The sequence below is a fragment of the Allobosea sp. UC22_33 genome (assembly GCF_042700715.1).
In the GTDB taxonomy this organism is placed as follows: Bacteria; Pseudomonadota; Alphaproteobacteria; order Rhizobiales; family Beijerinckiaceae; genus Allobosea.
Genome location: NZ_CP170556.1, coordinates 813,733 through 837,020, shown reverse-complemented (window position 1 = coordinate 837,020; position 23,288 = coordinate 813,733). Strand labels below are relative to the sequence as shown.

General features: G+C 67.1%; 22 protein-coding genes. 9 read left to right on the top strand and 13 right to left on the bottom strand.

Annotated elements, in window-relative coordinates; genetic code table 11:
- Positions 1-34 precede the first annotated feature (34 nt).
- Both ACFJGT_RS03925 and ACFJGT_RS03920 read right to left on the bottom strand, forming a co-directional pair.
- Positions 35-922, bottom strand: a complete 888-nt coding sequence (locus ACFJGT_RS03925) for a transglutaminase family protein (protein WP_377846072.1) — start codon at positions 920-922, stop codon at positions 35-37.
- Between the two features lie 337 nt (positions 923-1,259).
- Entirely contained in the window at positions 1,260-1,643 is a 384-nt protein-coding gene (locus ACFJGT_RS03920) for a PRC-barrel domain-containing protein (protein WP_377846070.1), read from the bottom strand.
- Positions 1,644-1,902: 259 nt separating this feature from the next.
- On the opposite strand from ACFJGT_RS03920, the gene ACFJGT_RS03915 reads away from it, so the two are divergent.
- Positions 1,903-2,169 carry a glycine zipper domain-containing protein gene (locus ACFJGT_RS03915; protein ID WP_377846068.1) on the top strand — a complete coding sequence of 89 codons (267 nt, stop codon included), beginning with the start codon at positions 1,903-1,905 and terminating at the stop codon, positions 2,167-2,169.
- Between the two features lie 75 nt (positions 2,170-2,244).
- Here ACFJGT_RS03915 and ACFJGT_RS03910 read toward each other — a convergent pair whose 3' ends face one another.
- Both ACFJGT_RS03910 and ACFJGT_RS03905 read right to left on the bottom strand, forming a co-directional pair.
- On the bottom strand, positions 2,245-2,994 hold the full coding sequence (locus ACFJGT_RS03910) for a UTRA domain-containing protein (RefSeq protein ID WP_377846066.1): 750 nt from the start codon (positions 2,992-2,994) through the stop codon (positions 2,245-2,247).
- A gap of 12 nt (positions 2,995-3,006) precedes the next feature.
- Positions 3,007-4,374: a formimidoylglutamate deiminase gene (locus tag ACFJGT_RS03905; protein ID WP_377846064.1), complete on the bottom strand. Its 1,368-nt coding sequence runs from the start codon at positions 4,372-4,374 to the stop codon at positions 3,007-3,009.
- 179 nt (positions 4,375-4,553) lie between these two features.
- Between ACFJGT_RS03905 and hutI the strand changes: the two genes are divergently transcribed.
- The 5 genes from hutI to ACFJGT_RS03880 all read left to right on the top strand — a co-directional run bounded on the left by hutI (position 4,554) and on the right by ACFJGT_RS03880 (position 10,471).
- On the top strand, positions 4,554-5,720 hold the full coding sequence (gene hutI, locus ACFJGT_RS03900) for an imidazolonepropionase (RefSeq protein WP_377848917.1): 1,167 nt from the start codon (positions 4,554-4,556) through the stop codon (positions 5,718-5,720).
- The gene (gene hutH, locus ACFJGT_RS03895; protein ID WP_377846062.1) at positions 5,717-7,249 is read left to right on the top strand and encodes a histidine ammonia-lyase; all 1,533 of its coding nucleotides are present in this window, start codon (positions 5,717-5,719) and stop codon (positions 7,247-7,249) included. The genes hutI and hutH overlap by 4 nt, the downstream gene beginning before the upstream one ends.
- On the top strand, positions 7,246-8,055 hold the full coding sequence (gene hutG / locus ACFJGT_RS03890; RefSeq protein WP_377846060.1) for an N-formylglutamate deformylase: 810 nt from the start codon (positions 7,246-7,248) through the stop codon (positions 8,053-8,055). The genes hutH and hutG overlap by 4 nt, the downstream gene beginning before the upstream one ends.
- A complete protein-coding gene (gene hutU / locus ACFJGT_RS03885; RefSeq protein WP_377846058.1) occupies positions 8,052-9,719 on the top strand; it encodes a urocanate hydratase in 1,668 nt (555 codons plus the stop codon). The genes hutG and hutU overlap by 4 nt, the downstream gene beginning before the upstream one ends.
- A gap of 188 nt (positions 9,720-9,907) precedes the next feature.
- Complete coding sequence (locus ACFJGT_RS03880; protein WP_377846056.1) at positions 9,908-10,471, top strand: HutD family protein; 564 nt, start codon at positions 9,908-9,910, stop codon at positions 10,469-10,471.
- 124 nt (positions 10,472-10,595) lie between these two features.
- Here ACFJGT_RS03880 and ACFJGT_RS03875 read toward each other — a convergent pair whose 3' ends face one another.
- Entirely contained in the window at positions 10,596-11,675 is a 1,080-nt protein-coding gene (locus ACFJGT_RS03875) for a citrate synthase/methylcitrate synthase (protein WP_377846054.1), read from the bottom strand.
- A gap of 88 nt (positions 11,676-11,763) precedes the next feature.
- Between ACFJGT_RS03875 and ACFJGT_RS03870 the strand changes: the two genes are divergently transcribed.
- Positions 11,764-12,903 (top strand): citrate synthase family protein, encoded by a 1,140-nt coding sequence (locus ACFJGT_RS03870; RefSeq protein ID WP_377846051.1) that lies wholly within the window; start codon positions 11,764-11,766, stop codon positions 12,901-12,903.
- Here ACFJGT_RS03870 and ACFJGT_RS03865 read toward each other — a convergent pair.
- The 5 genes from ACFJGT_RS03865 to ACFJGT_RS03845 all read right to left on the bottom strand — a co-directional run bounded on the left by ACFJGT_RS03865 (position 12,900) and on the right by ACFJGT_RS03845 (position 17,445).
- Entirely contained in the window at positions 12,900-14,120 is a 1,221-nt protein-coding gene (locus tag ACFJGT_RS03865) for a class I SAM-dependent methyltransferase (RefSeq protein WP_377846049.1), read from the bottom strand. The genes ACFJGT_RS03870 and ACFJGT_RS03865 overlap by 4 nt on opposite strands.
- A gap of 174 nt (positions 14,121-14,294) precedes the next feature.
- Positions 14,295-15,074 carry an ABC transporter ATP-binding protein gene (locus ACFJGT_RS03860; RefSeq protein WP_377846047.1) on the bottom strand — a complete coding sequence of 260 codons (780 nt, stop codon included), beginning with the start codon at positions 15,072-15,074 and terminating at the stop codon, positions 14,295-14,297.
- Complete coding sequence (locus ACFJGT_RS03855) at positions 15,071-15,844, bottom strand: ABC transporter permease (RefSeq protein WP_377846045.1); 774 nt, start codon at positions 15,842-15,844, stop codon at positions 15,071-15,073. Before ACFJGT_RS03855 ends, ACFJGT_RS03860 begins: the two co-directional genes overlap by 4 nt.
- Positions 15,841-16,362 (bottom strand): mismatch-specific DNA-glycosylase, encoded by a 522-nt coding sequence (locus ACFJGT_RS03850; RefSeq protein WP_377846043.1) that lies wholly within the window; start codon positions 16,360-16,362, stop codon positions 15,841-15,843. Before ACFJGT_RS03850 ends, ACFJGT_RS03855 begins: the two co-directional genes overlap by 4 nt.
- A 123-nt stretch (positions 16,363-16,485) precedes the next feature.
- Positions 16,486-17,445: an ABC transporter substrate-binding protein gene (locus ACFJGT_RS03845; RefSeq protein WP_377846041.1), complete on the bottom strand. Its 960-nt coding sequence runs from the start codon at positions 17,443-17,445 to the stop codon at positions 16,486-16,488.
- A gap of 242 nt (positions 17,446-17,687) precedes the next feature.
- Here ACFJGT_RS03845 and ACFJGT_RS03840 point away from each other — a divergent pair, with 242 nt between their 5' ends.
- The gene (locus ACFJGT_RS03840; protein WP_377846038.1) at positions 17,688-19,244 is read left to right on the top strand and encodes an acetolactate synthase large subunit; all 1,557 of its coding nucleotides are present in this window, start codon (positions 17,688-17,690) and stop codon (positions 19,242-19,244) included.
- 165 nt (positions 19,245-19,409) lie between these two features.
- The gene (locus ACFJGT_RS03835) at positions 19,410-20,156 is read left to right on the top strand and encodes an acetoacetate decarboxylase (RefSeq protein WP_377846036.1); all 747 of its coding nucleotides are present in this window, start codon (positions 19,410-19,412) and stop codon (positions 20,154-20,156) included.
- A gap of 10 nt (positions 20,157-20,166) precedes the next feature.
- Here ACFJGT_RS03835 and ACFJGT_RS03830 read toward each other — a convergent pair whose 3' ends face one another.
- The 3 genes from ACFJGT_RS03830 to ACFJGT_RS03820 all read right to left on the bottom strand — a co-directional run bounded on the left by ACFJGT_RS03830 (position 20,167) and on the right by ACFJGT_RS03820 (position 23,273).
- The gene (locus ACFJGT_RS03830; RefSeq protein ID WP_377846034.1) at positions 20,167-21,213 is read right to left on the bottom strand and encodes a histone deacetylase family protein; all 1,047 of its coding nucleotides are present in this window, start codon (positions 21,211-21,213) and stop codon (positions 20,167-20,169) included.
- A gap of 127 nt (positions 21,214-21,340) precedes the next feature.
- A complete protein-coding gene (locus ACFJGT_RS03825) occupies positions 21,341-21,943 on the bottom strand; it encodes a TetR/AcrR family transcriptional regulator (RefSeq protein ID WP_377846031.1) in 603 nt (200 codons plus the stop codon).
- A gap of 151 nt (positions 21,944-22,094) precedes the next feature.
- Entirely contained in the window at positions 22,095-23,273 is a 1,179-nt protein-coding gene (locus ACFJGT_RS03820) for an acyl-CoA dehydrogenase family protein (protein ID WP_377846029.1), read from the bottom strand.
- Between the last annotated feature and the right edge of the window lie 15 nt (positions 23,274-23,288).

The window sequence follows — 23,288 nt, the reverse complement described above, 5'->3', positions numbered from 1 at the left end:
TAGATGGGTGGCGCTCGACCACGCGCAAGGGCGCTCAGGCCGCGGCCGGTTGGGCGTCGAACTGTTGCGGCACCAGCGGCATCAACGGCATCGGCACGTCCTCGACTTCCTCGGTGACGACTTCGAAGCGCTGCAGCGTGTGCATCCCGAAGGAACTGATCATCGCGACATCGGTGGCGTCGCGGCCGCGGGCGATGACGACGCGGCCGATGCGCGGCTCGTTATGTCGGGCATCGAAGGTATACCAGCGCCCGCCGAGGAAGACCTCGAACCAGGCGTTGAAATCCATTGGCGCGGGATTGGCGGGTACGCCGATATCGCCGAGATAGCCGTTGCAGTAGCGCGCCGGGATATTCATGCAGCGGCACAGCGCCACGGCGAGATGCGCGAAGTCGCGGCACACGCCGATCCGCTCCTCGAAGGCCTCGGCGGCGGTGCGGGTGTTGCGGGCGTAATGGTAACCGAAGGTCAGGTGGTTGTGGACGAAATCGACGATCGCCTGTACGCGCGGCCAGCCCGGCTGGACTGCGCCGAACAGGCTCCAGGCCTGATCGTAAAGCTTGTCGGTCTCGCAATAGCGGCTGCCGAGCAGGTAGACGAGCGCCGAATCTGGCAGACGCGACGGCGACACTTCGCGGGCCATGGGATTGATGATGTCGGGCTCGCCGGAATCGTGAACGATCCCCTCCGATTCGAGGCGGATGCCGCCGGGCGGCGCGATCATGCGGCGGCGGATATTGCCGAAAGAGTCGAGGTCCTGCGTCATCGCGATCGGCATGGAGGGATCAGCCAGCGCGGTCAGCTTCATCTCGTCAGGCGTCGTCAGATCGTGTCGGCGCGACGGATGCACGTCCAGCAAGGTGATCAAGGGCATGTCATGGGCACAGACCAGCTCGATCCGATAGCCGTAACGGATGCGCATCTCACGTTCTCCTGATGTGAGGGCCGGACCGCCTCGCTCAGGGGCTGCGGCGGATCATCGGGCGTCGTATTTCCCTGCCGACTAGACGCGCGAAGAGGCTCAGCTGTTCCCGCCGGTCGACGAAAAATGGTCGCGAAACCGCGAAATCCCGGTATTGGCGTACACGCCAAAAAGAAGATGCGGGCCTTTCGGCCCGCATCCCGCCGCCACGACGGTTCGGCTGGGGGGATAGCAACCGCCGCGACCTGCGCTCTGGTCGTTTCGGCACTTCCCCGAAGCGCCAAAACGATTCAAATCGTCGATCTATCGCGATCTTTCACGCGAAACCGCGCTGCGGTCACATCATCCAGTAGGGCATTGTGCCGTAGTAGTCGTGGACACGCTTGCCATAAGCCTTGTCGTCCCAGTCGGGCTCGCCTTCGCTGTCATACATCGGCGCGGCCTCGAGCTGCTCCTTGGTCAGCGGGACGACATAACCGCCACGCTGGGTGTCGTAATCGAGCACGCTCCACGGGATCGGGTGATACTTCTCGCCCAGCCCCAGAAACCCGCCGAAGGACATGATCGCGTAGGCGACCTTCCCCGTCAGCTTGTCGAGCATCACGTCGTAGATCTCGCCGAGATGGTCGCCGGCGGTGTTGTAGATATCGGTGCCCGCAACACGGGCGCCCGCAATCAACGGGTTGGCCGTGGCGGCAGCGGTCATGGGAACATCGGTCATCGTCTTCCCCCTTTGTCTCGCGATGGGATGCCGGAGAAAGTGCCCTCCGGCGGGACTTGCCTCACCAACCGGCGCTAGGGTGATAGGTTCCGGCACGACCCGGAAAATTCGCGGCCGTTGTGCGGACACAAAACCCGTCTCCAGACCCGAAGCCCCCCGGAAAGCAGCGATGGCGGTTCGCCGACCCGGCGGGAACCTTAAGCGCGCAGCGCTGTTGGGTGCTTCGAGCGACCCGTTACCTCACGGAGGAGGAGAGACCATGATCATCAAGAAGCTGCTGCTCGTTGCGGCACTCGGCGCTGCACTGGGTGCCTGTACGGCCCGCGAACAGAATGCCGGCACGGGTGCGCTGATCGGCGCGGGCGCGGGCGCCATCATCGGCGGAGCGGCCACCGGACGCGCCGGCGGCGCGCTGGCCGGTGCCGCGATCGGCGGCGCGAGCGGCGCGATCATCGGCGGCGCGGCAACGCCGCAGCGCTGCTACGGGCGCGACGAATGGGGCCGCCGCTACGTCTACGACTGCTGAGGCAGCATCACTTAAAACGAAGGCCCGCCCGACCGGCGGGCCTTTTCTTTTGCGCGGAAGCGAGAGCCCTTGCCCTCAGGCGGCACCATAGGGACCGAAGCGCCCGACGAAGCGATGGCGGAAGCCGGGATAGAGCAGGCGCACGGCGGTCACCGACTGCGACTGGTTCCAGGTCCGGCGCTCGACCAGCAGGCAGGGCTCGCCCTCCGCGATCTCCAGCAGGGCGGCCTGCTCCTCGCCCGCCCCGATCGCGCTGATCGCATGCTCGGCCTGCGACCAGAGGCTGTGCTGCAGCAGCCAGTCCCCCGGCGGCGTCTCGGCGAAGTTCTCATCCGCCAGTCCGGTCACGCCGGCTACATGGATGACGCGCTCCTCCAGGACGTGGGGCTTGCCGTCGGCGCGGTGCAGCACGATGAGATGCGCCACCTTGTCGGAGCGCTTCAGGCCGAAGAGCTCGGCGACCTCCGGCGAAGGCCGGCCATCGGTGCGGGCCAGCACCTCATAGGCGTAGGCCTGGCCGAGCTGGCGCACCTCTTCCGGGATCGAGAGGATGTCGAGCATGGCGTGGCTCGCCGGGGGCGTTGCGACCACAGTGCCCGAGCGGCGGCGGCGGACGATCAAGCCCTCGCGGGCAAGCTGGACGAGGGCGCGATGCACGGTCATGCGCGAGGCGCCGAGCTGCTCCATCAGCGCATGCTCGGGCGGCACGCTCGTCCCCGGTTGCCATTCCCCGCTGACGACGAGGTCGCGGATCGCCCGTCGGATCTGGTCATAGACCGGCCCGGCGCCGTCCAGTTTCACCGCGTCGAGCCGGGTTTCCGTCATCGTCGTCCCTGGTTACTCCGTTGCGAGGAGGCGCCGCATCACGCCGGCAAAGCGCTTGCGCACCGAATCGCGGGCGAGATGGCGCCCCTCGGTCACCACCCTCCTGCCACCGACGACGACATCGCGCAAAGGCATGGCGTTGGCGGCGAAGATCGCGCTGTCGATGGCCTCGGCGCCGGAGCGGCCGACCAGAGCCGGATGATCAGTGTCGAGCGTGATGAAATCGGCGCGGTGGCCGGGCGCGATGGCACCGATGGCGCGGCCGCAAGCGCGGGCGCCGCCGGCACAGGCCGCCTGCCAGAGCGCGAGGCCGGTCGAAGCCTTCTCCTCCGCGAAAAGCGCGCGGCGGCGGTCGCGCAGGCGCTGCGAATATTCGAGCTGGCGCAGTTCCGAGCCCGCATCGATCTGGATGTTGGAATCGCTGCCGACGCCATAGGCGCCGCCCGCTTGTGCATAGCGAATGCCATCGAAGATGCCGTCGCCGAGGCTGGACTCGGTGATCGGGCAAAGCCCAGCTACCGCGCCGCTGCGCGCGATGCCGTCCCGCTCGGCATCGCTCAGATGCGTCGCGTGGATCAGGCACCAGCGCTTGTCGAGCGGGATCGTGTCCATCAGCAATTCGACCGGGCGCTTGCCGGTGATCTTCAGGCTGGCCTCGACCTCCGGCACCTGCTCGGCGACATGGATATGCACGGGGTCGTTCGGACGCAGAGACGAGACCCAGCCGAGATCGTCGAGCGCGACGGCACGCAATGAATGCGGGGCGACGCCGAGCCGCGCGTCGGGCAGGTCGCGGATCGCGGCGGCGCTGCCCTCCAACAGGCGTTGATAGGCGTCGCGCTCGTTGACGAAGCGGCGCTGGCCATGGACCGAGGGCGCCTGCCCGAAATTGCCGAAGCGATAGAGCACCGGCAGAAGCGTGAGGCCGAGGCCGGTCTCGTGCGCGGCCGAGGCGATCGCCTGCCCCATCGTCGCGATATTGGCGTAGGCGCGCCCATCCTTGTCGTGATGCAGATAGTGGAACTCGGCGAGCGCGGTGAAGCCGCCTTCCAGCATCTCGACGAAGGCCTGTGCCGCGACGGCCTGCACGTCGTCGGGATCGAGCCGGTCGAGGAAGCGGTACATCACCTCGCGCCAGGTCCAGAAGGAATCCTCCGGCGCGCCGCGGCGCTCGGACAAGCCGGCCATGCCGCGCTGGAAGGCATGGCTGTGCAGGTTCGGCATGCCGGGCAACGCGATGCCTGAGAAGCTGCTCTGATCCCGCGCCGGCTTCACCCCAGTCTCGACGGACGCGATCGTGCCGTCCGAGACGGTCAGCTTCACATCGCTGGCAAAGCCTTCGGGCAGAAGAGCCTCGGCCAGATGCAGGGTCTCGGTCACCGTTTCGCTCCGTCGCTCGCTGGCGCTTAATTGCATATGCAAATACCACTTGCCAATTGCATATGCAATTGGATAGCATGGCTTCAATTCAAAGAGTAGCGGGAGGACGCACGGTGGCGAAAGCGCCTGGTGAAGCGATTGTCTGCGACAAGCTCTGGACGAATGCGCGGCTGGCGACGATGTCGGCCGCGGTCGATGCGCCCTATGGCGCGATCGAGGACGGCGTCATCGCCGCCCGCGACGGACGCATCGTCTATGCCGGGCCGCGCAGCGCGGCGCCCTCCTTCCAGGCGGCCGAGACCATCGATTGCGCGGGACGCTGGATCACCCCCGGCCTGATCGATTGCCACACCCATCTCGTCTATGGCGGTGACCGGGCGCATGAGTTCGAGTTGCGCCTGCAGGGCGCGACCTATGAGGAGATCGCGCGGGCCGGCGGCGGCATCCTTTCCACCGTCAAGGCGACGCGCGAGGCGAGCGAGGACACGCTCTTCGCCTCTGCGGACAAGCGCCTCGCGGCGCTGATGGCCGAGGGCGTCACCACCGTCGAGATCAAGTCCGGCTACGGGCTGGAGCAGCAGGCCGAGCTCAAGCAATTGCGCGTCGCCCGCCGGATCGGCCGCGAGCGCCCCGTCACCGTCCGCACCACCTTCCTCGGCGCCCATGCCGTGCCGCCGGAATACAAGGGCCGCTCCGGCAATTACACCGCGCTCGTCGCCGGACCTCTGCTCGATGCCGTCGCAGCCGAGGAGCTGGCGGATGCGGTCGACGTCTTCTGCGAGGGCATCGCCTTCTCGCCCGAAGAGACCCAGGCCGTGTTCGAGGCCGCCAAGGCCAAGGGCCTCGCGATCAAGATCCATGCCGAGCAGCTCTCCAACCTGCATGGCGCCAAGCTCGCAGCCGAGATGGGCGCGCTCTCCGCCGACCATCTCGAATATCTCGACGAGGACGGCGTCATCGCCATGGCCAAGGCCGGTACGGTCGCGGTCGTGCTGCCCGGCGCCTTCTACTTCCTGCGCGAGACGCAGAAGCCGCCGATCGATCTTCTACGCAAGCATGGCGCGGCGATCGCGCTGGCGACCGACGCCAATCCCGGCTCCTCGCCGCTGACCTCGCCGCTCCTCGTGCTCAACATGGCCTGCACGCTCTTCCGCATGACGCCGGAAGAGGCGCTGGCTGGCCTCACCCGCCATGCCGCGACCGCGCTTGGGCTCCAGGACGAGATCGGCACGCTCGAATCCGGCAAAAGCTGCGATCTCGCGATCTGGGAGATCGAGCGCCCGGCCGAGCTCGCCTACCGCATCGGTTTCAATCCCCTTCACACCCGCATCTGGAACGGACAATGACCACGGTTTCGCTGAACCCGGGCGCAGCCCATCTCACCGATTGGCGCGCGATCCTCGACGGCGCCGTCGCCTCGCTCGGTGGCGAGAGCGCGAAGAACATCGCCTCCGGCCAGAAGATCGTCGAGGAGATCGTCGCCGCCGGCACCGTGACCTATGGCGTCAATACCGGCTTCGGCAAGCTCGCCAGCGTGCGCATCGCCGATGCCGATCTCGCCAAGCTCCAGAGCAACCTGATCCTCTCGCATGCGGTCGGCACCGGCCCGGCCCTGCCCGACGGCGTGGTGCGCCTGCTGCTGGCGATGAAGGCGGCGAGCCTGGCGCGCGGCGCCTCGGGCGTGCGTCCCATCGTGATCGAGGCGCTGACCAACGCACTCAAGGCCGATGCCCTGCCGGTGATCCCGGCCAAGGGCTCGGTCGGTGCGTCCGGTGACCTGGCCCCGCTCGCCCATATGACCGCAGCCCTGATGGGCTACGGCGAGATCCGCCTGAAGGGCGAGACGCTGCCGGCAGCCGAGGCGCTGAAGCGCGCCGGCCTGACCACGCTGGCGCTCGGCGCCAAGGAAGGCCTCGCGCTGATCAACGGCACGCAGGTCTCGACCACGCTGGCGCTCACGGGCCTTGCCGCGATCGCCCGCGTCTTCGACGCCGCGCTGGTCGCCGGCGCGCTCTCGGTCGATGCGCTTAAGGGCTCCGATACTCCGTTCGACCCACGCATCCAGACGCTGCGCGGCCAGCCCGGCCAGATCAAGGTCGCCAAGATCCTGCTCGACCTCATCGCCGGCAGCGCGATCCGCGAGAGCCATCGCCACGGCGACAGCAAGGTGCAGGACCCCTACTCGCTGCGCTGCCAGCCGCAGGTGATGGGCGCCGTTCATGGGCTGCTGGCGAATGTCGCCGCGACGCTCTCGATCGAGGCCAACGCGGTCACCGACAACCCGCTGGTGCTCGGCCCCGGCGAGATCGTCTCGGGCGGCAATTTCCACGCCGAGCCGGTCGCCTTCGCCGCCGATATCCTGGCGATGGCCGTCTGCGAGATCGGCAACCTCTCGGAGCGCCGCATGGCGCTGCTGGTCGACCCCGTGATGAGCGGCCTGCCGCCCTTCCTCGCCCGCGATGCCGGCCTGAACTCGGGCTTCATGATCGCGCAGGTCACCGCTGCCGCGCTCGCCTCCGAGAACAAGCAGAAGGCCTATCCGGCCTCGGTCGACACCATCCCGACCTCGGCCAACCAGGAAGACCATGTCTCGATGGCGACGCATGGCGCCTTCCGCCTGATCGACATGGCCAAGAACGCGGCGAGCATCATCGGCGTCGAACTGATGGCGGCTGCCGAAGCGATCGAGCATCACCGACCGCTCAAGACCAGCGCGCGGCTGGAGCCGGTGCTCGCCCTGCTGCGCAGCAAGATCGCGCCGCTGACCGAGGACCGCTATCTCGCTCCCGATCTCGCGGCCGCGACCGAGTTCGTGCTCTCCGGCGCCGTCGGCAAGGCGGCGGGCCTCGACAGCTTCGCCGAGTGCAGCGCATGAGCGCCGAGATCGTCACCGTCACGCGGGGCACCTCCCCGCTGATCCTCTCGATGCCGCATCCCGGCACCGGCGTTCCGCCGGAAGTCGCGACGCAGCTCAACGCGCGCGGCAAGCTGGTCGAGGATACCGACTGGCATATGCGCCAGCTTTACAGCTTCGCTGAGCGCTTTGCCCCCACCATCGTCGAGGCGCAGCTCTCGCGTTTCGTCATCGACCTCAACCGCGACCCGGCCGGCGTCTCGCTCTATCCGGGCCAGGCGACGACCGAACTCGTGCCGAGCACGACCTTCGACGGCGCGCCGATCTGGCAGACTACGCCGGACGCGAACGAGATCGAGCGGCGCAAGGCGGCCTATTTCCAGCCCTATCACACGGAGCTCGCCGCCGAGATCGCGCGGGTGAAAGCCGAGCACGGCTATTGCGTGCTGTGGGATTGCCACTCGATCAAGTCGGTGATCCCGCGCCTGTTCGAGGGCACGCTGCCGACGCTCAACCTCGGTACGAATTCCGGCGAGAGTTGCGCCGGGAGCGTCGAGGCCGCCGCCGTCGCCGCGATGGCCGGGCATCACCTGACCCAGATCGCCAATGGCCGTTTCAAGGGCGGCTGGATCACGCGCCATTACGGGCGCCCCTCAAGCCAAGTCCACGCGCTCCAGATGGAAATCGCGCTCTCGGCCTACCTGACCGACGAGACCGCGCCCTGGGCCTTCGACGCGCCGAAGGCCGCCGCCTTGCAAACCGCCTTGTCCGCCATCATCGCCGCCGCCCTCGACGCGGCCAAGGAACTCGAACGGAGCCGTTCATGACCCGCCTCGACAATACCCGCGTCATCCGCCCCGCCACCGGCACCGAACTCAGCGCCAAGAGCTGGCTGACGGAAGCGCCGCTGCGTATGCTGATGAACAACCTGCATCCGGATGTCGCCGAGAATCCGCAGGAGCTCGTGGTCTATGGCGGCATCGGCCGCGCCGCCCGCTCCTGGGAGGATTTCGACCGCATCGTCGCGACGCTGCGCCAGCTCGAAGCCGACGAGACCCTACTCGTCCAGTCGGGCAAGCCGGTCGGCGTGTTCCGCACCCATAAGGATGCTCCCCGCGTCCTGATCGCCAACTCGAACCTCGTGCCGCATTGGGCGACCTGGGACCATTTCAACGAGCTCGATAAGAAGGGGCTCGCGATGTACGGCCAGATGACGGCCGGCTCCTGGATCTATATCGGCACGCAAGGGATCGTGCAGGGCACTTACGAGACCTTCGTCGAGGCCGGGCGCCAGCATTATGGCGGCAATCTCAAGGGCAAATGGGTCCTGACCGGCGGCCTCGGCGGCATGGGCGGCGCCCAGCCTCTGGCGGCGGTGATGGCCGGCGCCTCCTGCCTCGCCGTCGAGTGCAATCCGGACTCGATCGATTTCCGCCTGCGTACCCGCTATCTCGACGAGAAGGCCGAGACGCTCGACGAGGCGCTGGAGATGGTAGCCCGCTGGACCAGGAACGGCGAGGCGAAGTCGGTCGGCCTGCTCGGCAACTGCGCCGAGATCCTGCCCGAGATGGTCCGCCGCGGCATCCGCCCGGACATGGTCACCGACCAGACCTCGGCGCATGACCCGATCAACGGCTACCTGCCGAAGGCCTGGACCATGGGCCAGTGGAAGCAGGCGCGCGAGGCCAATCCGAAATCCGTCGAGACCGCGGCCCGCGCCTCGATGCGCGAGCATGTCGAGGCGATGATCGCCTTCCAGGACATGGGCATTCCGACCTTCGACTACGGCAACAATATCCGCCAGGTCGCCAAGGACGAGGGGCTCGAGAACGCCTTCGCCTTCCCGGGCTTCGTGCCGGCCTATATCCGCCCGCTGTTCTGCCGCGGCATCGGCCCGTTCCGCTGGGCCGCGCTCTCGGGCGATCCGGAGGATATCTACAAGACCGACGCCAAGGTGAAGGAGCTCACGCCCGGCAACACGCATCTGCATAACTGGCTCGACATGGCGCGCGAACGCATCGCCTTCCAGGGCGTGCCGGCGCGCATCTGCTGGGTCGGCCTCGGCGATCGCCATCGGCTGGGCCTCGCCTTCAACGAGATGGTCAGGAGCGGCGAGCTCAAGGCGCCCGTCGTGATCGGCCGCGACCATCTCGATTCCGGCTCGGTCGCCTCGCCGAACCGCGAGACCGAAGCGATGAAGGACGGCTCGGACGCGGTCTCCGACTGGCCGCTGCTCAACGCCCTGCTCAACACGGCGTCCGGCGCGACCTGGGTCTCGCTGCACCATGGCGGCGGCGTCGGCATGGGCTTCTCGCAGCATGCGGGCGTGGTGATCTGCGCCGACGGCACGGATGACGCGGCCGCCCGCCTCTCGCGCGTGCTCTGGAACGACCCGGCGACCGGCGTGATGCGCCATGCCGATGCCGGCTACGACATCGCCCTGGACTGCGCCCGCGAGAAGGGGCTCAACCTGCCGGGGATTCTGGGCTGAAGAACCCCCGCTGTCATTCCGGGGCGGCGCGTCAGCGCCGAGCCCGGAATCCAGAACCGAAGCCGATCTTCGCATCGGCTCGGCAAACCCGCCGATCATTCGGATAGGGTATCGGTTCTGGGTTCCGGGCTCATGGCTTCGCCATGCCCCGGAATGACGCTGTGGTTCCGAGCGGAGAAACAAGTACGATGCGCATCATCCGCGCTGCCGATTGCAAGGTCATGCCGTGGAAGAACGGCGGCGGCACCACGACCGAAATCGCGGTGGCGCCTGAAGGCGGCTCGCTCGGCGATTTCGATTGGCGGATATCGATGGCCCACGTGGGCGCCGACGGACCGTTCTCGTCCTTTCCCGGCATCGACCGAACGCTGTCGGTGCTGACCGGCAATGGCATCCGGCTGGCCTTCGGCGATGGCGAGACGGTTTCGCTCGACCGCGCGACCGCACCGTTCTCCTTCGCCGCCGACCGGGCGGTGGACGGGGTGCTGGTCGATGGTGCGATCGACGATCTCAACGTGATGAGCCGGCGCGGGGCGTGGAGCCATCGCGTCGAGCGCCTGAGCGGCGGATCGCATGAGGTCGCGGTTGAGCGTGGCGTGCTGGTCCTGGTGGCTCGGCATGGTGAGTGGCGAGCGGATGGAGCGGCTCTGGCGGCTGGGGACAGCGCGGTGATCGACGCGCCCGTCACCGTAAAGCTCGCTGCCGGGAACGGCGGCGAGCTGTTCGTCGTGAAGCTAACCTCACAAGCCTGAACTCCGTCATTCCGGCCAAGCCGCGCCAGCGGCGCAGAGCCGAAATCCATCGTAGAGCACATCGCCCTTCGATCGGATTCCGGGTCTCCCTTTGGTCGCCCGGAATGACGCGCGAGTGGGCGGCTCAGGCCGCCTGGCGCGGCTGCGGGCCGACATAGACCGATTGCGGGCGGATCAGACGGCCGCCGGCGATCTGCTCCTTGGCATGGGCGAGCCAGCCCGTCGTCCGCCCCAGCGCGAAGACGCAGGTGAAGGAATCCGGCGTGAACCCGAGCGCCTCCAGCAGGAGAGCCGTGTAGAACTCGACATTGGTCTCCAGCGTGCGGTTGGGTTTGCGCTCGCGCAGGATGGCGAGCGCCGCCTGTTCCACCGCCTCGGCCAGTGCGAGGCGCCCGCTATCGGCACCGAGCCGGCGGATCGCGCCCTTCAGCGCATCGGCACGCGGATCGCGGACGCGATAGATGCGGTGGCCGAAGCCCATCAGCCGGTCGCCGCGATCGAGCGCGTTTTCCAGCCAGGACCGCGCATTGCCGGGCGCGCCGATCGCATCGAGCATCTCGATGACCGGGCCGGGCGCGCCGCCATGGAGCGGCCCCTTGAGCGCACCGATGCCGGCGAGCACCGCCGAGACCAGCCCGGCGCGGGTCGAGGCGACGACGCGGGAGGCGAAGGTCGAGGCGTTGAGGCCGTGATCGGCGACCGTGACGAGATAGGTATCGAGCGCCGCCGCCTGCTGCTTCGTCGGCGCCTTGCCCGTCAGCATGCGCAATGTGTCGGCCGCCTGCGACAGCGACGAATCAGGCGCGATCGGCGCCAGACCTTGCCGCAGACGCAAGGACGCAGCCGTGAACACGGCCGGCGCCGCCAGCAGCCGCAGGACCGTGCCGGCATCCTCGCCATCGGGTATCAGCGCGGTCATCGCGCGGATCATCTCGACCGGGCCGTGCGTGACGGGGACGACGGCTTTCTGCACCACGGTCTCGAACAGCTCCTGCCGCGCCGCGCCGAGCGCTGCGGCTAAGTCCTTCATGGCGGGCAGGTCCGGCACGAAGCCGTCAAGCATCAGCGCGGCCATCTCCTCGAAGGAAGTATGGCCCGCGAGCTCGTAGAGGCTGTGGCCGCGCATTACCAGCCGGCCCGCCGCTCCATCGACTTCCGAGAGCACGGTATGGGCGGCAACGACATCTTCAAGTCCATCGGACATGGCGGTTCTCCTGAACATCTGAGGCCTTGAAGATTGATAGCTTCGCCAGTAGAATCAATCTTGAACAATATAATCAATATATTTTCCGATGACCGACTGGCTGACAGCGCAACAGGTGATGCAGCGGCTCGGGCTGAAGCCGCAGACGCTCTACGCCTATGTCAGCCGCGGGCTGATCGAGGCGCGCGGCGATGCGGGCGATTCGCGCCGCCGGCTCTACCGGGCCGAGGATGTGGCGCGGCTGGAGCATCGCAAGGCGCGGGGGCGCAAGCCCGCGACAATCGCCGAAGATGCGATCGCCTTCGGCGAGCCGATCCTGGCCTCGGGCATCGCCACGATCCAGCGCGGCAAGCTCTGGTATCGCGGGCAGGATGCCGAAAAGCTGGCCGAGACGGCGAAGCTGGAGGATGTCGCAAGATTGCTCTGGGATTGCGGCTCGCAGCGCTTTCCGCCGCTGTTCACGATTGTGCCGGAGGCGCCGGCAAGGCAGCGCATGTTCGCGGTGATCGCGGCGCGCGCCGCCAGCGACCCCGCGATGGCCGGCCGCACGAAGAAAGCGCTTTACCTGGAGGCCGCGTCTGTCATCGACTCGCTCGTCGATGCCATCGCCGGGCGACCGGGCCAGGGGCCGATCCATCACCGGCTGGCGCAGGCCTGGGGCTGCGACGAACGCGGCGCCGACCTGATCCGCCGCGCGCTGGTGCTGCTGGCCGATCATGAGCTCAACGCCTCGACCTTCGCGGTGCGCGTCGCGGCCTCGACGCGCGCCTCGCTCGCCGCCTGCATCCTGGCCGGGCTCGCGACATTGTCGGGGCCGCTGCATGGCGGGATGACGCCGCGCGTGCTTGGCCTGATGCGCGAGATCGCCAGCGAGGGCGTGGAGATGGCGGTCTCTGCTCGGCTTGCAACGGGCATGCCCCTGCCCGGCTTCGGCCACCCGCTCTATCCGGACGGCGATGCGCGGGCTCGCGCCTTGCTCACCGCCTTTACGCTGCCGCCGGCCTATGAGGAGACGCGCCGGGCCGTCACGGCGCTGACCGGCGAGGAGCCGAATATCGATTTCGTGCTGACGGCGATCGCGACTGAACTCGGGCTCGCGCCGGATGTGCCGTTCCAACTCTTCGCCGCGGCACGCTGCGCCGGCTGGATCGCGCATGCGCTGGAGCAAGGCGAGACCGGACGCCTGATCCGGCCTCGCGCCCGCTATGTCGGGCCGGAGCCGGCCTAAGCCGGCTCGGCGACCTTCGCCTGCGTCGCCTTCCGTCCAAGCTCGGCCTCGCGCTCCGCGATATAGCCGCGCGTGATCGGCAGGCCGTCGAGCTTCTTGGCGAGCTGGAACTGGAACACCACCAGATCGTCATGCCGGAAGCTCGCCTCGCAGGCCGCGAGATAGAATTCCCACATCCGGGCGAAGCGCTCGTCATACATCGCCACCGCCTCGTCGCGCCGGGCGAGGAAGTTCTCGCGCCACACCTTCAGCGTCTCGGCATAGTGCAGGCGCAGCACCTCGACATCGGTGATGACGAGCCCTTCCAGCTCGACCGCCGCTGCCACCTCCGACATGGCGGGGATATAGCCGCCCGGGAAGATGTACTTGGCGATGAAGGGATTGGTCGCGCCGGGCGGGGTCGAGCGGCCGATCGTGTGGACCAACGCCACGCCATCGTCGCTCAGCAATTCCCGGATCTTGCGGAAATAGTCGCGGTAGTAGCCGACGCCGACATGCTCGAACATGCCGACCGAGACGATACGGTCGAAGGGCTCGTTCAGATGGCGATAGTCCTGCAGGCGGAATTCGACCGGCAGGCCGGATTCGGCGCCGCGCTGCTTGGCGATGGCGAGCTGTTCCTCGGAGAGCGTGATGCCCGTGACCGAGGCGCCGGTCTCGCCGGCGATCGAGAGCGCCATGCCGCCCCAGCCGCAGCCGATATCGAGCACGCGCTGACCGGGCTTGAGATCGAGCTTGCCCATGATGTGGCGCTTCTTGGCGAGCTGCGCCTGCGCCAACGTCATGCCGGGCTCAGCGAAATACGCGCAGGAATACTGCATGTCCGGATCGAGAAAGAGCCGGAAGAAGTCGCTCTTGAGATCGTAGTGATGCGCGACATTGCGCCGGGCGAGCGCCGGCGTGTTGTGCTGGTGGAAGCGTCGCACCGCGGTGCGCAGCCCCTCCAGGACCTTGCCCCAGCCCTTGGGGCGGGCGCGATGCACGGCGGCAACGAGCGCGTCGAGCAGGTCGTAGAGCGAGCCCTGCTCGACCACGACGCGGCCGTCCATCACCGCCTCGCCCAGGGCGAGCTCGGGATTGAGCGCGAGTTTCAGCTCGGTCGGGGAATCAACGATGCGCATCCGCAAGCGCGGCGCAGCGCCCTGCCCGACCGATTGCAATGTGCCATCGGGAAATACGACATCGATACGTGGCTCGATCGCGAGCCGAGACAACATCCTGGCAATCAGCGAATGCATTGGCCCCACCTTCGGCAGCGCCCCTTTCGCTAAAGATGGCAATTCCGCGCTTCGCCGTAACGGCCCTTCGGCGCAAGGCAGCCCTTCGCCTGCGACATGACAACGCAGGCAAGATCGCCCGGTTCCGCTACGGAAGCATGGCGGACCGTCCGGCTAGTGATCCGCCGCAATCACCTCCGCGCGGATCTCTTCGACCAGCCGCTCCTTCAGGGCGACGAATTCCGGGGTCGTCTTGATGGTGTAGGGCCGCGGATGCGGCAGGTCGACCGCGATATCGGCCTTGATCCGGCCAGGCCGCGCGCTCATCACCACGACGCGGGAGCCGACGAAGATCGCCTCCTCGATGTCATGGGTGACGAAGAGCACGGTCTTCTGCTCGCGCTCCCAGATGCCGAGCAGCATTTCCTGCATCAGGGCGCGCGTCTGGTTGTCGAGCGCGCCGAAGGGCTCGTCGAGCAAGAGGATTTTCGGGTCGTTGGCAAGGGCGCGGGCGATCGCAGTGCGCTGCTGCATGCCGCCGGAAAGCTGCTTCGGAAAATGGTCGACGAAGCTGCCCAGACCGACGCGCGCCGCCCAGTCCCGCGCGATCTTCAGGCGCTCTGCTTCCGGCACGCCCTTCTCGCGCAGGCCGAAGGCGATGTTCTGCTGCACCGTCAGCCAGGGGAAGAGCGTGTAGCTCTGGAAGACGAAGCCGCGATCGGCGCCCGGCCCGGAAACGGCTGAGCCATCCAGCAGGACGCGGCCCTCGCTTGCCGTCTCCAGCCCCCCGATGATGCGCAGCCAGGTCGACTTGCCGCAGCCGGAGGGGCCGAGGATAGTGATGAAGTCGTTGTCGGCGACAGTGAGCGAGGTCGGCATCAGGGCGCGCGTCGGCTCAGCCCCGCGCTGCGCCGGAAAGACCTTGCCGACATTCTCGATGACAAGCTTGCTCATGCGCGCGCCCACGGGAACAGGCGCTGGTTGACCGCCTTGAAGAGGAAATCGGAGACGAGGCCGATCAGGCCGATGACGATGATGCCGAAGATGATCTGCCCGGTGTTCAGCAGCGCCTGGCTGTCGGTGATCATGTGCCCGATGCCGGAGGAGGAGCCGATCAGCTCGGCGACGATGACATAGGTCCAGGCCCAGCCAAGCACGAGCCGGAAGATCTCGGCGATCTCCGGCGCAGCATTGGGCAGCATCACGCGGCGCACCACGGAGCTGTCGGTCGCGCCCAGCGTGTAGGCGGCGTCGACGAGGTCGCGCCGGATCGAGCCGACGGAGACCGCGATCATCAGGATGAGCTGGAAGACCGAGCCGATGAAGATGACGAGCAATTTCTGCGTCTCGCCGATGCCGGCCCAGAGTATCAGCAGCGGGATGAAGGCCGAGGCCGGCAGGTAGCGCGCGAAGGAGACGAAGGGCTCCAGGAAGGCCTCGACCGGCTTGTAGGCCCCCATCATGATGCCGATCGGCAGGGCGACGAGGACGGCGAGGATGAAGCCGCCGACGACGCGCCAGATCGTCATCAGAATGTCGAAGCTGAAGCCGTAGCGGACCATCAGGCTGTAGCCCTCGCCGACCATGGTCAGCGGATCGGCCAGGAAGAGGCGCTGGACATAACCGCCGAAGGTCGCGACCGACCAGAGCGCGACGAAGAGCGCGAAGAAGGCCAGGCCATAGCCGATACGGGCCGAGGCGGAGACGGGTTGCAAGGGTCTCATCGCGATTGGATTCCGGTCACGGCCATGGCCAGTTGCTTCCAGGGTTCGATCGACCAGAAGCCGGCGGCGGCGCCGGAGGTCGAGGGCAGGATGTAGATGTCGGCATCGGCCAGTCTGTGCGCCTGCGGCCCGTAGGCGAGCCGGCCCTCGCGGATGCCGAGAGCGGCTTGGGCCGCACGCTTGCCGTTGAAGGCGAGAATGCGGGGCCGGCTCGCAGCGATCCGCGCGGTGAAACCGGCCACGTCGAAATGGCCGCCGCGCAGCGCGGAATCCGGGCCCGAGCTGCGCTTGGCGACATCGGTCAGGCCGATGCCATAGCGCAGGATGGTCCGGAACTCCTCCGGCCGAAGCCTTTCCGGGACGAGTCCGATCTCATGAAGCACCGGCCAGAACTTGTTGCCCGGCCCGGCATAATAGGCGCCGAGCCTGGCCGAGGCGGCGCCGGCCTGCGTACCGCAGAAGACGACATCCAGGCCGGGCTCCAGAACATCCGGGAGGATCGGCTGCTGCTCCGTCATGGTCGGGCTTGTCCCGACCATCCACGTCTTTGCCGATCGAGACCGGTGTTCAAGACGTGGATGCTCGCCACAAGGGCGAGCATGACGGTGGTAGCCGATCCATCCGGCCTCACTTGCTTGCGTTCACTTGCCGGTGACGAACTTCGTGTCGACCAGCGTGGCGAGATCGGGCTTGGCCTTGATCAGACCGATCTCCAGCAGCAGATCGGCGGCCTTGGTCGAGAAGGCTTGCCAGTCACCGGCGAAGAACGTCTTGTTGCCCTCGGCATCCGACCAACGCAGGAACGCCGCCGACTTGCCGAACTGCTCGCCGGTCTGCTTCACATCGGCGCCCATGATCTCATAGGCCTTGGCCTGGTCCTTCTTGATCATCTCCAGAGCCTCGAAATAGCTCTGGGTCAGCGCCGCTGCGGCCTTGTCGTTGACGAGGAAGGCCGGGGTGCAGCCGAAGGTGTCAATCACCATCGGATAGTCGAGCGTGGTGGCGATGATCTGGCCGGCATCCGGCTTGTCGCGGACGGTGGAGAGATAGGGCTCGTAGGTCATGGCCGCATCGTTCTGGCCGGCAATGAAGGCCTGCGCGGCCGGGCCGGGCTCCATGTTGACGACCTTGACGTCCTTCACCGAGAGGCCGTTCTCCTTGAGCATCCAGGCGAGCGCGAAATAGGGCGAGGTGCCCGGCGCCGAGGCCGCAACGGTCTTGCCCTTCAGGTCCTTGATCGCGGCGACATCCTTGCGCACGGCCATGCCGTCGGCGCCATAGCTCTTGTCGAGCTGGAAGATCTGCTTGGTCTTGATGCCGGCGGCATCCCAGACGATCCAGGTCTCGACCGTGGTCGCGGCGCACTGGATGTCGCCCGAGGCGATAGCGAGATGGCGGTCCTTCTGCGGGATCTTCTTGATGGTCACGTCGAGACCGTTCTTGGCGAAGATGCCGGCCTCCTTGGCGAGCACCAGCGGGGCGAAGCCGGTCCAGCCGGAAATGCCGATATTGACCTTGGTCTGCGCCTGGGCGCCGCCTGCCGCGAGAAGCGCCGCGAGGCCAAGACCGACCGCCGCGCCGACGCGCTTTAAAACTGCCATGGTTGAAACCCTTCCCCTGTTTTATCGGCTGACGCCTCACTCGGACGCCTAGACGTCCTTCATGCTGCGATGCAACTTTCATTCCGATTCAGACTAATTGCATATGCAAAAACGTCAAGCGGCCGATCAGCGCCGCTTGGGCAAGTCATGACATTCTCTCGTTTGACAGGGCAGAGGGAATTTCCTCCTCTTTCGCCGGCTGGCGCGAGGGGCGCCTTCTTTCTGTGAGTCGAGGTTTTCCAATGAACGGCGCCGACCGCCTTTGCGACACGCTTTTGATCAACGGCGTCGATACCTGCTTCGCCAATCCCGGAACCTCCGAGATGCATTTCGTCGCGGCGCTCGACCGCAAGCCGGAGATGCGCTGCGTGCTCGGCCTGTTCGAGGGCGTGGTGACGGGTGCGGCCGACGGCTATGCCCGCATGGCCGACAAGCCGGCGGCAACGCTGCTGCATTGCGGCCCGGGCATGGCGAACGCGCTCGCCAACATGCACAACGCGCGGCGCGCCCGCACGCCGATGATCAACGTGGTCGGCGATCACGCTACCTATCACCTCCAGCATGATGCGCCGCTGACCAGCGATATCGAGAGCCTGGCCGAGCCGATGTCGCATTTCGTCCGCCGCATCGCGACGCCGGAGGATGTCGGCCCGGCGATCGGGGAAGCCTATGTCGCCTCGCTGACCCTGCCCGGCGTCACCACCGTGATCCTGCCGGCGGACTGCGCCTGGGGCAGCGTCGAACCCGCCACGCTGAAGCCGACGGAGCTGCCGGCGCTGAAGAACGTCGATGGCGCGACGATCCGCGAGGTCGCGGCCGGCCTGCGCAAGCATGGCGCCCGCGCTGCGATCATGCTGACCGGCCTGGCGCTGCGCGAAAAGCCGATGGAGATGGCCGCCCGCATCTGCGCCGTGACCGGCGCCCAGATCTTCAGCCAGATGTCGAACGGGCGCATCCAGCGCGGCGCCGGCCGCGTCGCCATGCCGAAGGTGTTCTACCCGATCGACAAGGCGCTCGAGCAGCTCAAGGATGTCGACTACCTCGTGCTGGTCGGCGCGCAGGTTCCGGTCGGCTTCTTCGCCTATCCCGGCAAGCCCGGCCGCCTGATCCATGACGGCTGCGAGGTCGCCAAGCTCGCGATCCCCGGCGACGACCTGCCGGCCGCGATCACCGGGCTTGCCGAGGAGATGGGCGCGACCAAGACCGCCCCGCTCTACATCGCACCGGCGCGCAAGGAGCAGCCCGGCCTGCCGACCGGCAAGCTCGATGCCGACAAGGCCTGCGCCATCGTCTCGGCCCTGCTGCCGGAGAACTGCATCGTCTGCGACGAGTCGGTCTCGTCCGGCCGCAGCTTCTACTACGACTGCCACAGCGCGCCGCAGCACGACTATATCCAGCTCACCGGCGGCGCGATCGGCGAAGGCATTCCGCTCGCCATCGGCGCGGCCGTCGCCTGCCCCGACCGCAAGGTGATCGGCATGCAGGCCGACGGCTCGGGCATGTACACGGTGCAGGGCCTGTGGACGCAGGCGCGCGAGAACCTCGACATCGTCACGGTCGTCTTCGCCAACCGGACCTACCAGATCCTGCATGGCGAAATGCGCGCCGTCGGCGTCAACGATTTCGGCCGCAACGCCACGCTGATGCTGAATATCGACGAGCCGGCGCTCGACTGGGTGATGATGGCCAAGGGCATGGGCGTCGAAGCGGCGCGCGCGACCACGGCCGAGGAGTTCACCAGCCTGTTCAAGGCGGCGCTTGCGAAGAAGGGGCCGTTCCTGATCGAAGCGGCGATCTAAGAGTCCGTTCGAGAAAAACGCCCTCCCCCTCGGCAAAACGCCTGAGGGTGGAGGGCGATCTTTGTGCGCGCAGTGAGGAGAAGCTTTTCTATTCGTCCGGTCACCATCAATCTGTCGCAGGGCCCCTGCCAGAATTACGGCTGATTTCGAGAAGGAGCGACCAGCATGAACCGGGACGAGATCCTCAAGGCGCCGTCAATGCCCGTCTTCAGCCCGAGCTACCCGCATCCGCCGAACCGCTTCATCAAGCGCGAATACCTGATCATCACCTACGAGACCGACCCCGAGGTCATCCGCGCCGCGCTGCCGGAGCCGCTCGAACCGGCACCCGGCAATCTCGTCTTTTACGAATGGATGAAGATGCCGGATTCCTCCGGCTTCGGCGACTACGAGGAAAGCGGAACCGGCATCCGCGCGATCTACAAGGACGAGCCCTGCAATTTCTCCGTCCAGATGTATCTCGACGACGAGCCGCCGATCACCGGCGGACGCGAGATCTGGGGCTTTCCCAAGAAATACGGCGTACCGCGGCTCAAGGTCATGAAGGACACGCTGACCGGCACGCTACATTACGACGGGGAGCGCGTGGCGATGGGCACGATGACCTACAAGCATCGCAGCCTCGGGGACCAGCTCGACAAGGTCCGCGACGGAATCGGCGGCCTGAACGTCAACCTGAAGTTGCTGCCTGACGTCGACGGCTCGCCGAAGGTCGCGCAGCTCGTCGGCTATAACCTCTCCGACATCACGGTGCATGGCGCCTGGGAGGGCGAGGCGAGGCTGCACCTCATACCTCACGTCAATTGCCGGGTCGCCGATTTCCCGGTGCGCAGGATCGTGAGCGCCCGCCACCAGGTCGTCGACTTCACCCTGCCCTACGGCAGGGTGCTGCACGACTACCTGGCGACGTGAGGCCGGCGCGTTATCCCTTGAACCCGCCCAGGAAGGCGTCGAGGCAATCGCCGATCGCCTCGATCGCGTAGCCACCCTCCTGCACCACCAGCGTCGGCAGGCCGAAGCCCTTCACCTGCCGGCCGATCGTGCCGAAATCCGAAGCCTCCAGCTTCAAGACGCCGATCGGGTCGTCCTTGTGGGCGTCGTAGCCGAGCGCGATCACCACGACCTCGGCGCCGAAATCGCGGATCGCCTTGCCGGCCTCGGCCACCGCCGCCTCCATCGCGGCGCCACCCGCACCATGCGCCAGCGGCAGGTTGAGGTTGAAGCCCTCGCCCGGGCCGTTGCCGCGCTCGTCGGCATAGCCGGTGAAGAACGGATAGTAGTTCGACGGGTCGGCATGGACCGAAATCGTCAGCACGTCGTTGCGGCGATAGAAGATCTGCTGCGTGCCGTCGCCGTGATGGGCGTCGACATCGAGGATCGCGACCTTGCCGAATTTGGAGCGCAGGCGCTGGGCCGCGATCGCGGTGTTGTTGAGATAGCAGAAGCCGGTGGCGCGATCGGCGCGGGCATGGTGGCCGGACGGGCGGCAGAGCGAGTAGACGGCGCGCTCGCCGGCGAGGATCGCGTCGGCTGCGGAGACCGCCGTCTCCGAGGAGCGCAGCGTCGAGTGCCAGCAATGCTCGCCGATCGGCACCGAGAGATCGCCGAGATACCAGCCGAGCTGGCCGATAAAGCCGGTCGGGCGGCAGGGCGGGCGGACATCCTCGTCCGGGCGCCCGCTCCAATAGGGGAAAGTGCTCGGCCAGACCTCCGGGCCGCGCTCGGCCGGCAGGTCCTGCCAGCGCGCCCAAGCGGTTTCGAGGAACGTGACGAAGCCGGCATCGTGGATCGCCAGGACCGGCTCCTTGCCATGCGCCGCCGGCTTCTCCGGCGCGATGCCGTGTTTCCCGAGCGCGCCGAGCAGGCGTTCCGTCCGCTCCGGCAGGTCCTTGGGGGCCACGACCTTGCCGAAGCGCATATATTGCTGGGGATCGTGAAGGGCTTGGTCGGGGTGATAGAAGGCACGCATCGGGCGAAGAATCCTCGTCAGATCGCGAGGCGACCGTCAGCCCCGCGCCGGGGATGCTAGCAATCGCCGGAGCATCGGTCAGCCATGGCGATGCCGCCCGCCCCTGCGTGGAGGGCGGGACTACCGGTCAATGCGGCGAGAGCAGCGCCACGAATTCGCGCGCCAGCGCATCGATCGCGTGGCGCTCAGGCCGGTACCAGTCGGTCGAGCCGTTGAGCGCGCCGAGGAGGAAGAGCCTGAGCACATCCGGCGAATTGCCGGCCGGCATGCCGCCCGCCTTCTGCCATTCGGCGATCAGGCGGCGCCAGACATCCTCATAGGCGCGACGTACGGCACGCACGCTCTCCGGCACCGGCGCCGCACCGAAGGTGAAGACCTTGATGCTGGCGGAGGTGTAGTCGCCATGACCGTGCAGGGCGCAGAGATGCGCCCGGATCGCCGCTTCCAGCCGCACGCGCGGCGAGGCGCCCTCCTCTGCCGCAAGCGCCGCGACGACCGCCTCATGGACGAAGCGCACGCCGTCATTGACGACGGCCTCGACGATCTCCTCCTTCGAGCCGAAATGGTAATAGAGGCTCGCCTTGCGGATGCCGACCGCCTCGGCGATCTCGCGCAAGGTCGTCTGATGGTAGCCGCCGCCGCGCAGCAGCCGCGCGGCATGGTCGAGGATCAAACGGCGCGAGCCGCCTTCGGTTGTTGGCCGGGGAGTTAGCGCTTCGGTCATAGGCATGGCGTGTCTTCCCGTGCGCGCTGCAGCGTGAAACGCTGCTGCGCAGACACGGGACCGTGCACAAGAAAAGGCGCCTTCTCGTCACGCGGTCCCGTGTCTGCGCAGCAGCGTTTCACGCTGCGGCGCGCACGGGATGACAGGCGCCTCTGGTTCACAGCCGCTTCGCCACTTCCTCGAGCATGACCTCGGTCGCGCCGCCGCCGATCGACTGGACGCGGGCGTCGCGGGTCATGCGCTCGATCGCGCTCTCGCGCATGTAGCCCATGCCGCCATGGAACTGCAGGCAGTCATACATCACTTCGTTGACCAGCTCTCCGCAATAGGCCTTGGCCATCGAGACCTCGCGGGTGGCATCGAAGCCCTGCGCGTCGAGCCAGGCGGCGTGATAGACGAGCTGACGGCCGGCCTCGACCTTGCCCGCAAGATCGGCGAGACGCTGGCGGATCGCCTGCTTCTCCCACAGCGGCGCGCCGAAAGCTTTTCGCGTCTTCACATAATCCAGCGTCAGGTCGATGGCGGCCTGCGCCTCGCCCATCGCCATGGCGCCAATCACGGTGCGCTCGTTCTGGAAATTGCTCATGATCGCGTAGAAGCCGCGACCTTCCTGTCCAAGGATGTTCTCGGCCGGCACCTTGCAATCGACGAAGGAGAGCTCGGCGGTGTCGGATGAGCGCCAGCCATGCTTGTCGAGCGCGCGCGAGACCGAGAAGCCCGGCGTGCCCTTCTCCACGAGGAAGATCGAGACCGATTGCGAGGGCCGCGCTTGCGGGTCCGTCTTGGCGGCGACGCAGTAGAGATCGGCATGGACGCCGTTGGTGATGAACATCTTGGCGCCGTTGAGGACGAAATGATCGCCCTCGCGCCGCGCGGTGGTACGGATGCCCTTCACGTCCGAGCCGGCATCGGGCTCGGTCACGGCGACAGCGACGATCTTCTCGCCGGCGATGATCGCGGGCAGGTATTTGTCCTTTTGCGCCTGGCTGCCGGCATTGGCGATATGGACCGAAGCCATGTCGGTATGGACCAGCGCGGTGATCGCGACACCGGAGAAGGTCGAGCGGCCCAGCTCCTCGGCCAGCACGACGGTCGCCATCGTGTCCATCTCGGAGCCGCCATACGCGCCGGGATAGCGGATGCCGAAGAAGCCGAGCTCCCCCATCTTGCGCAGCACGGCGCGCGGGACGAAGCCGTCCTCCTCCCATTGCAGGGCATGCGGCTTGATCTCGGCCTCGACGAAACGGCGCACCTGGTCGCGCAGCGCCTCATGTTCCTCGGTGAAGTAAGGCGAGCGGCGCGCGCCCTCCGCGACAAGCTTTCCGCCTGATGACATCGCCTTCTCCCGCTA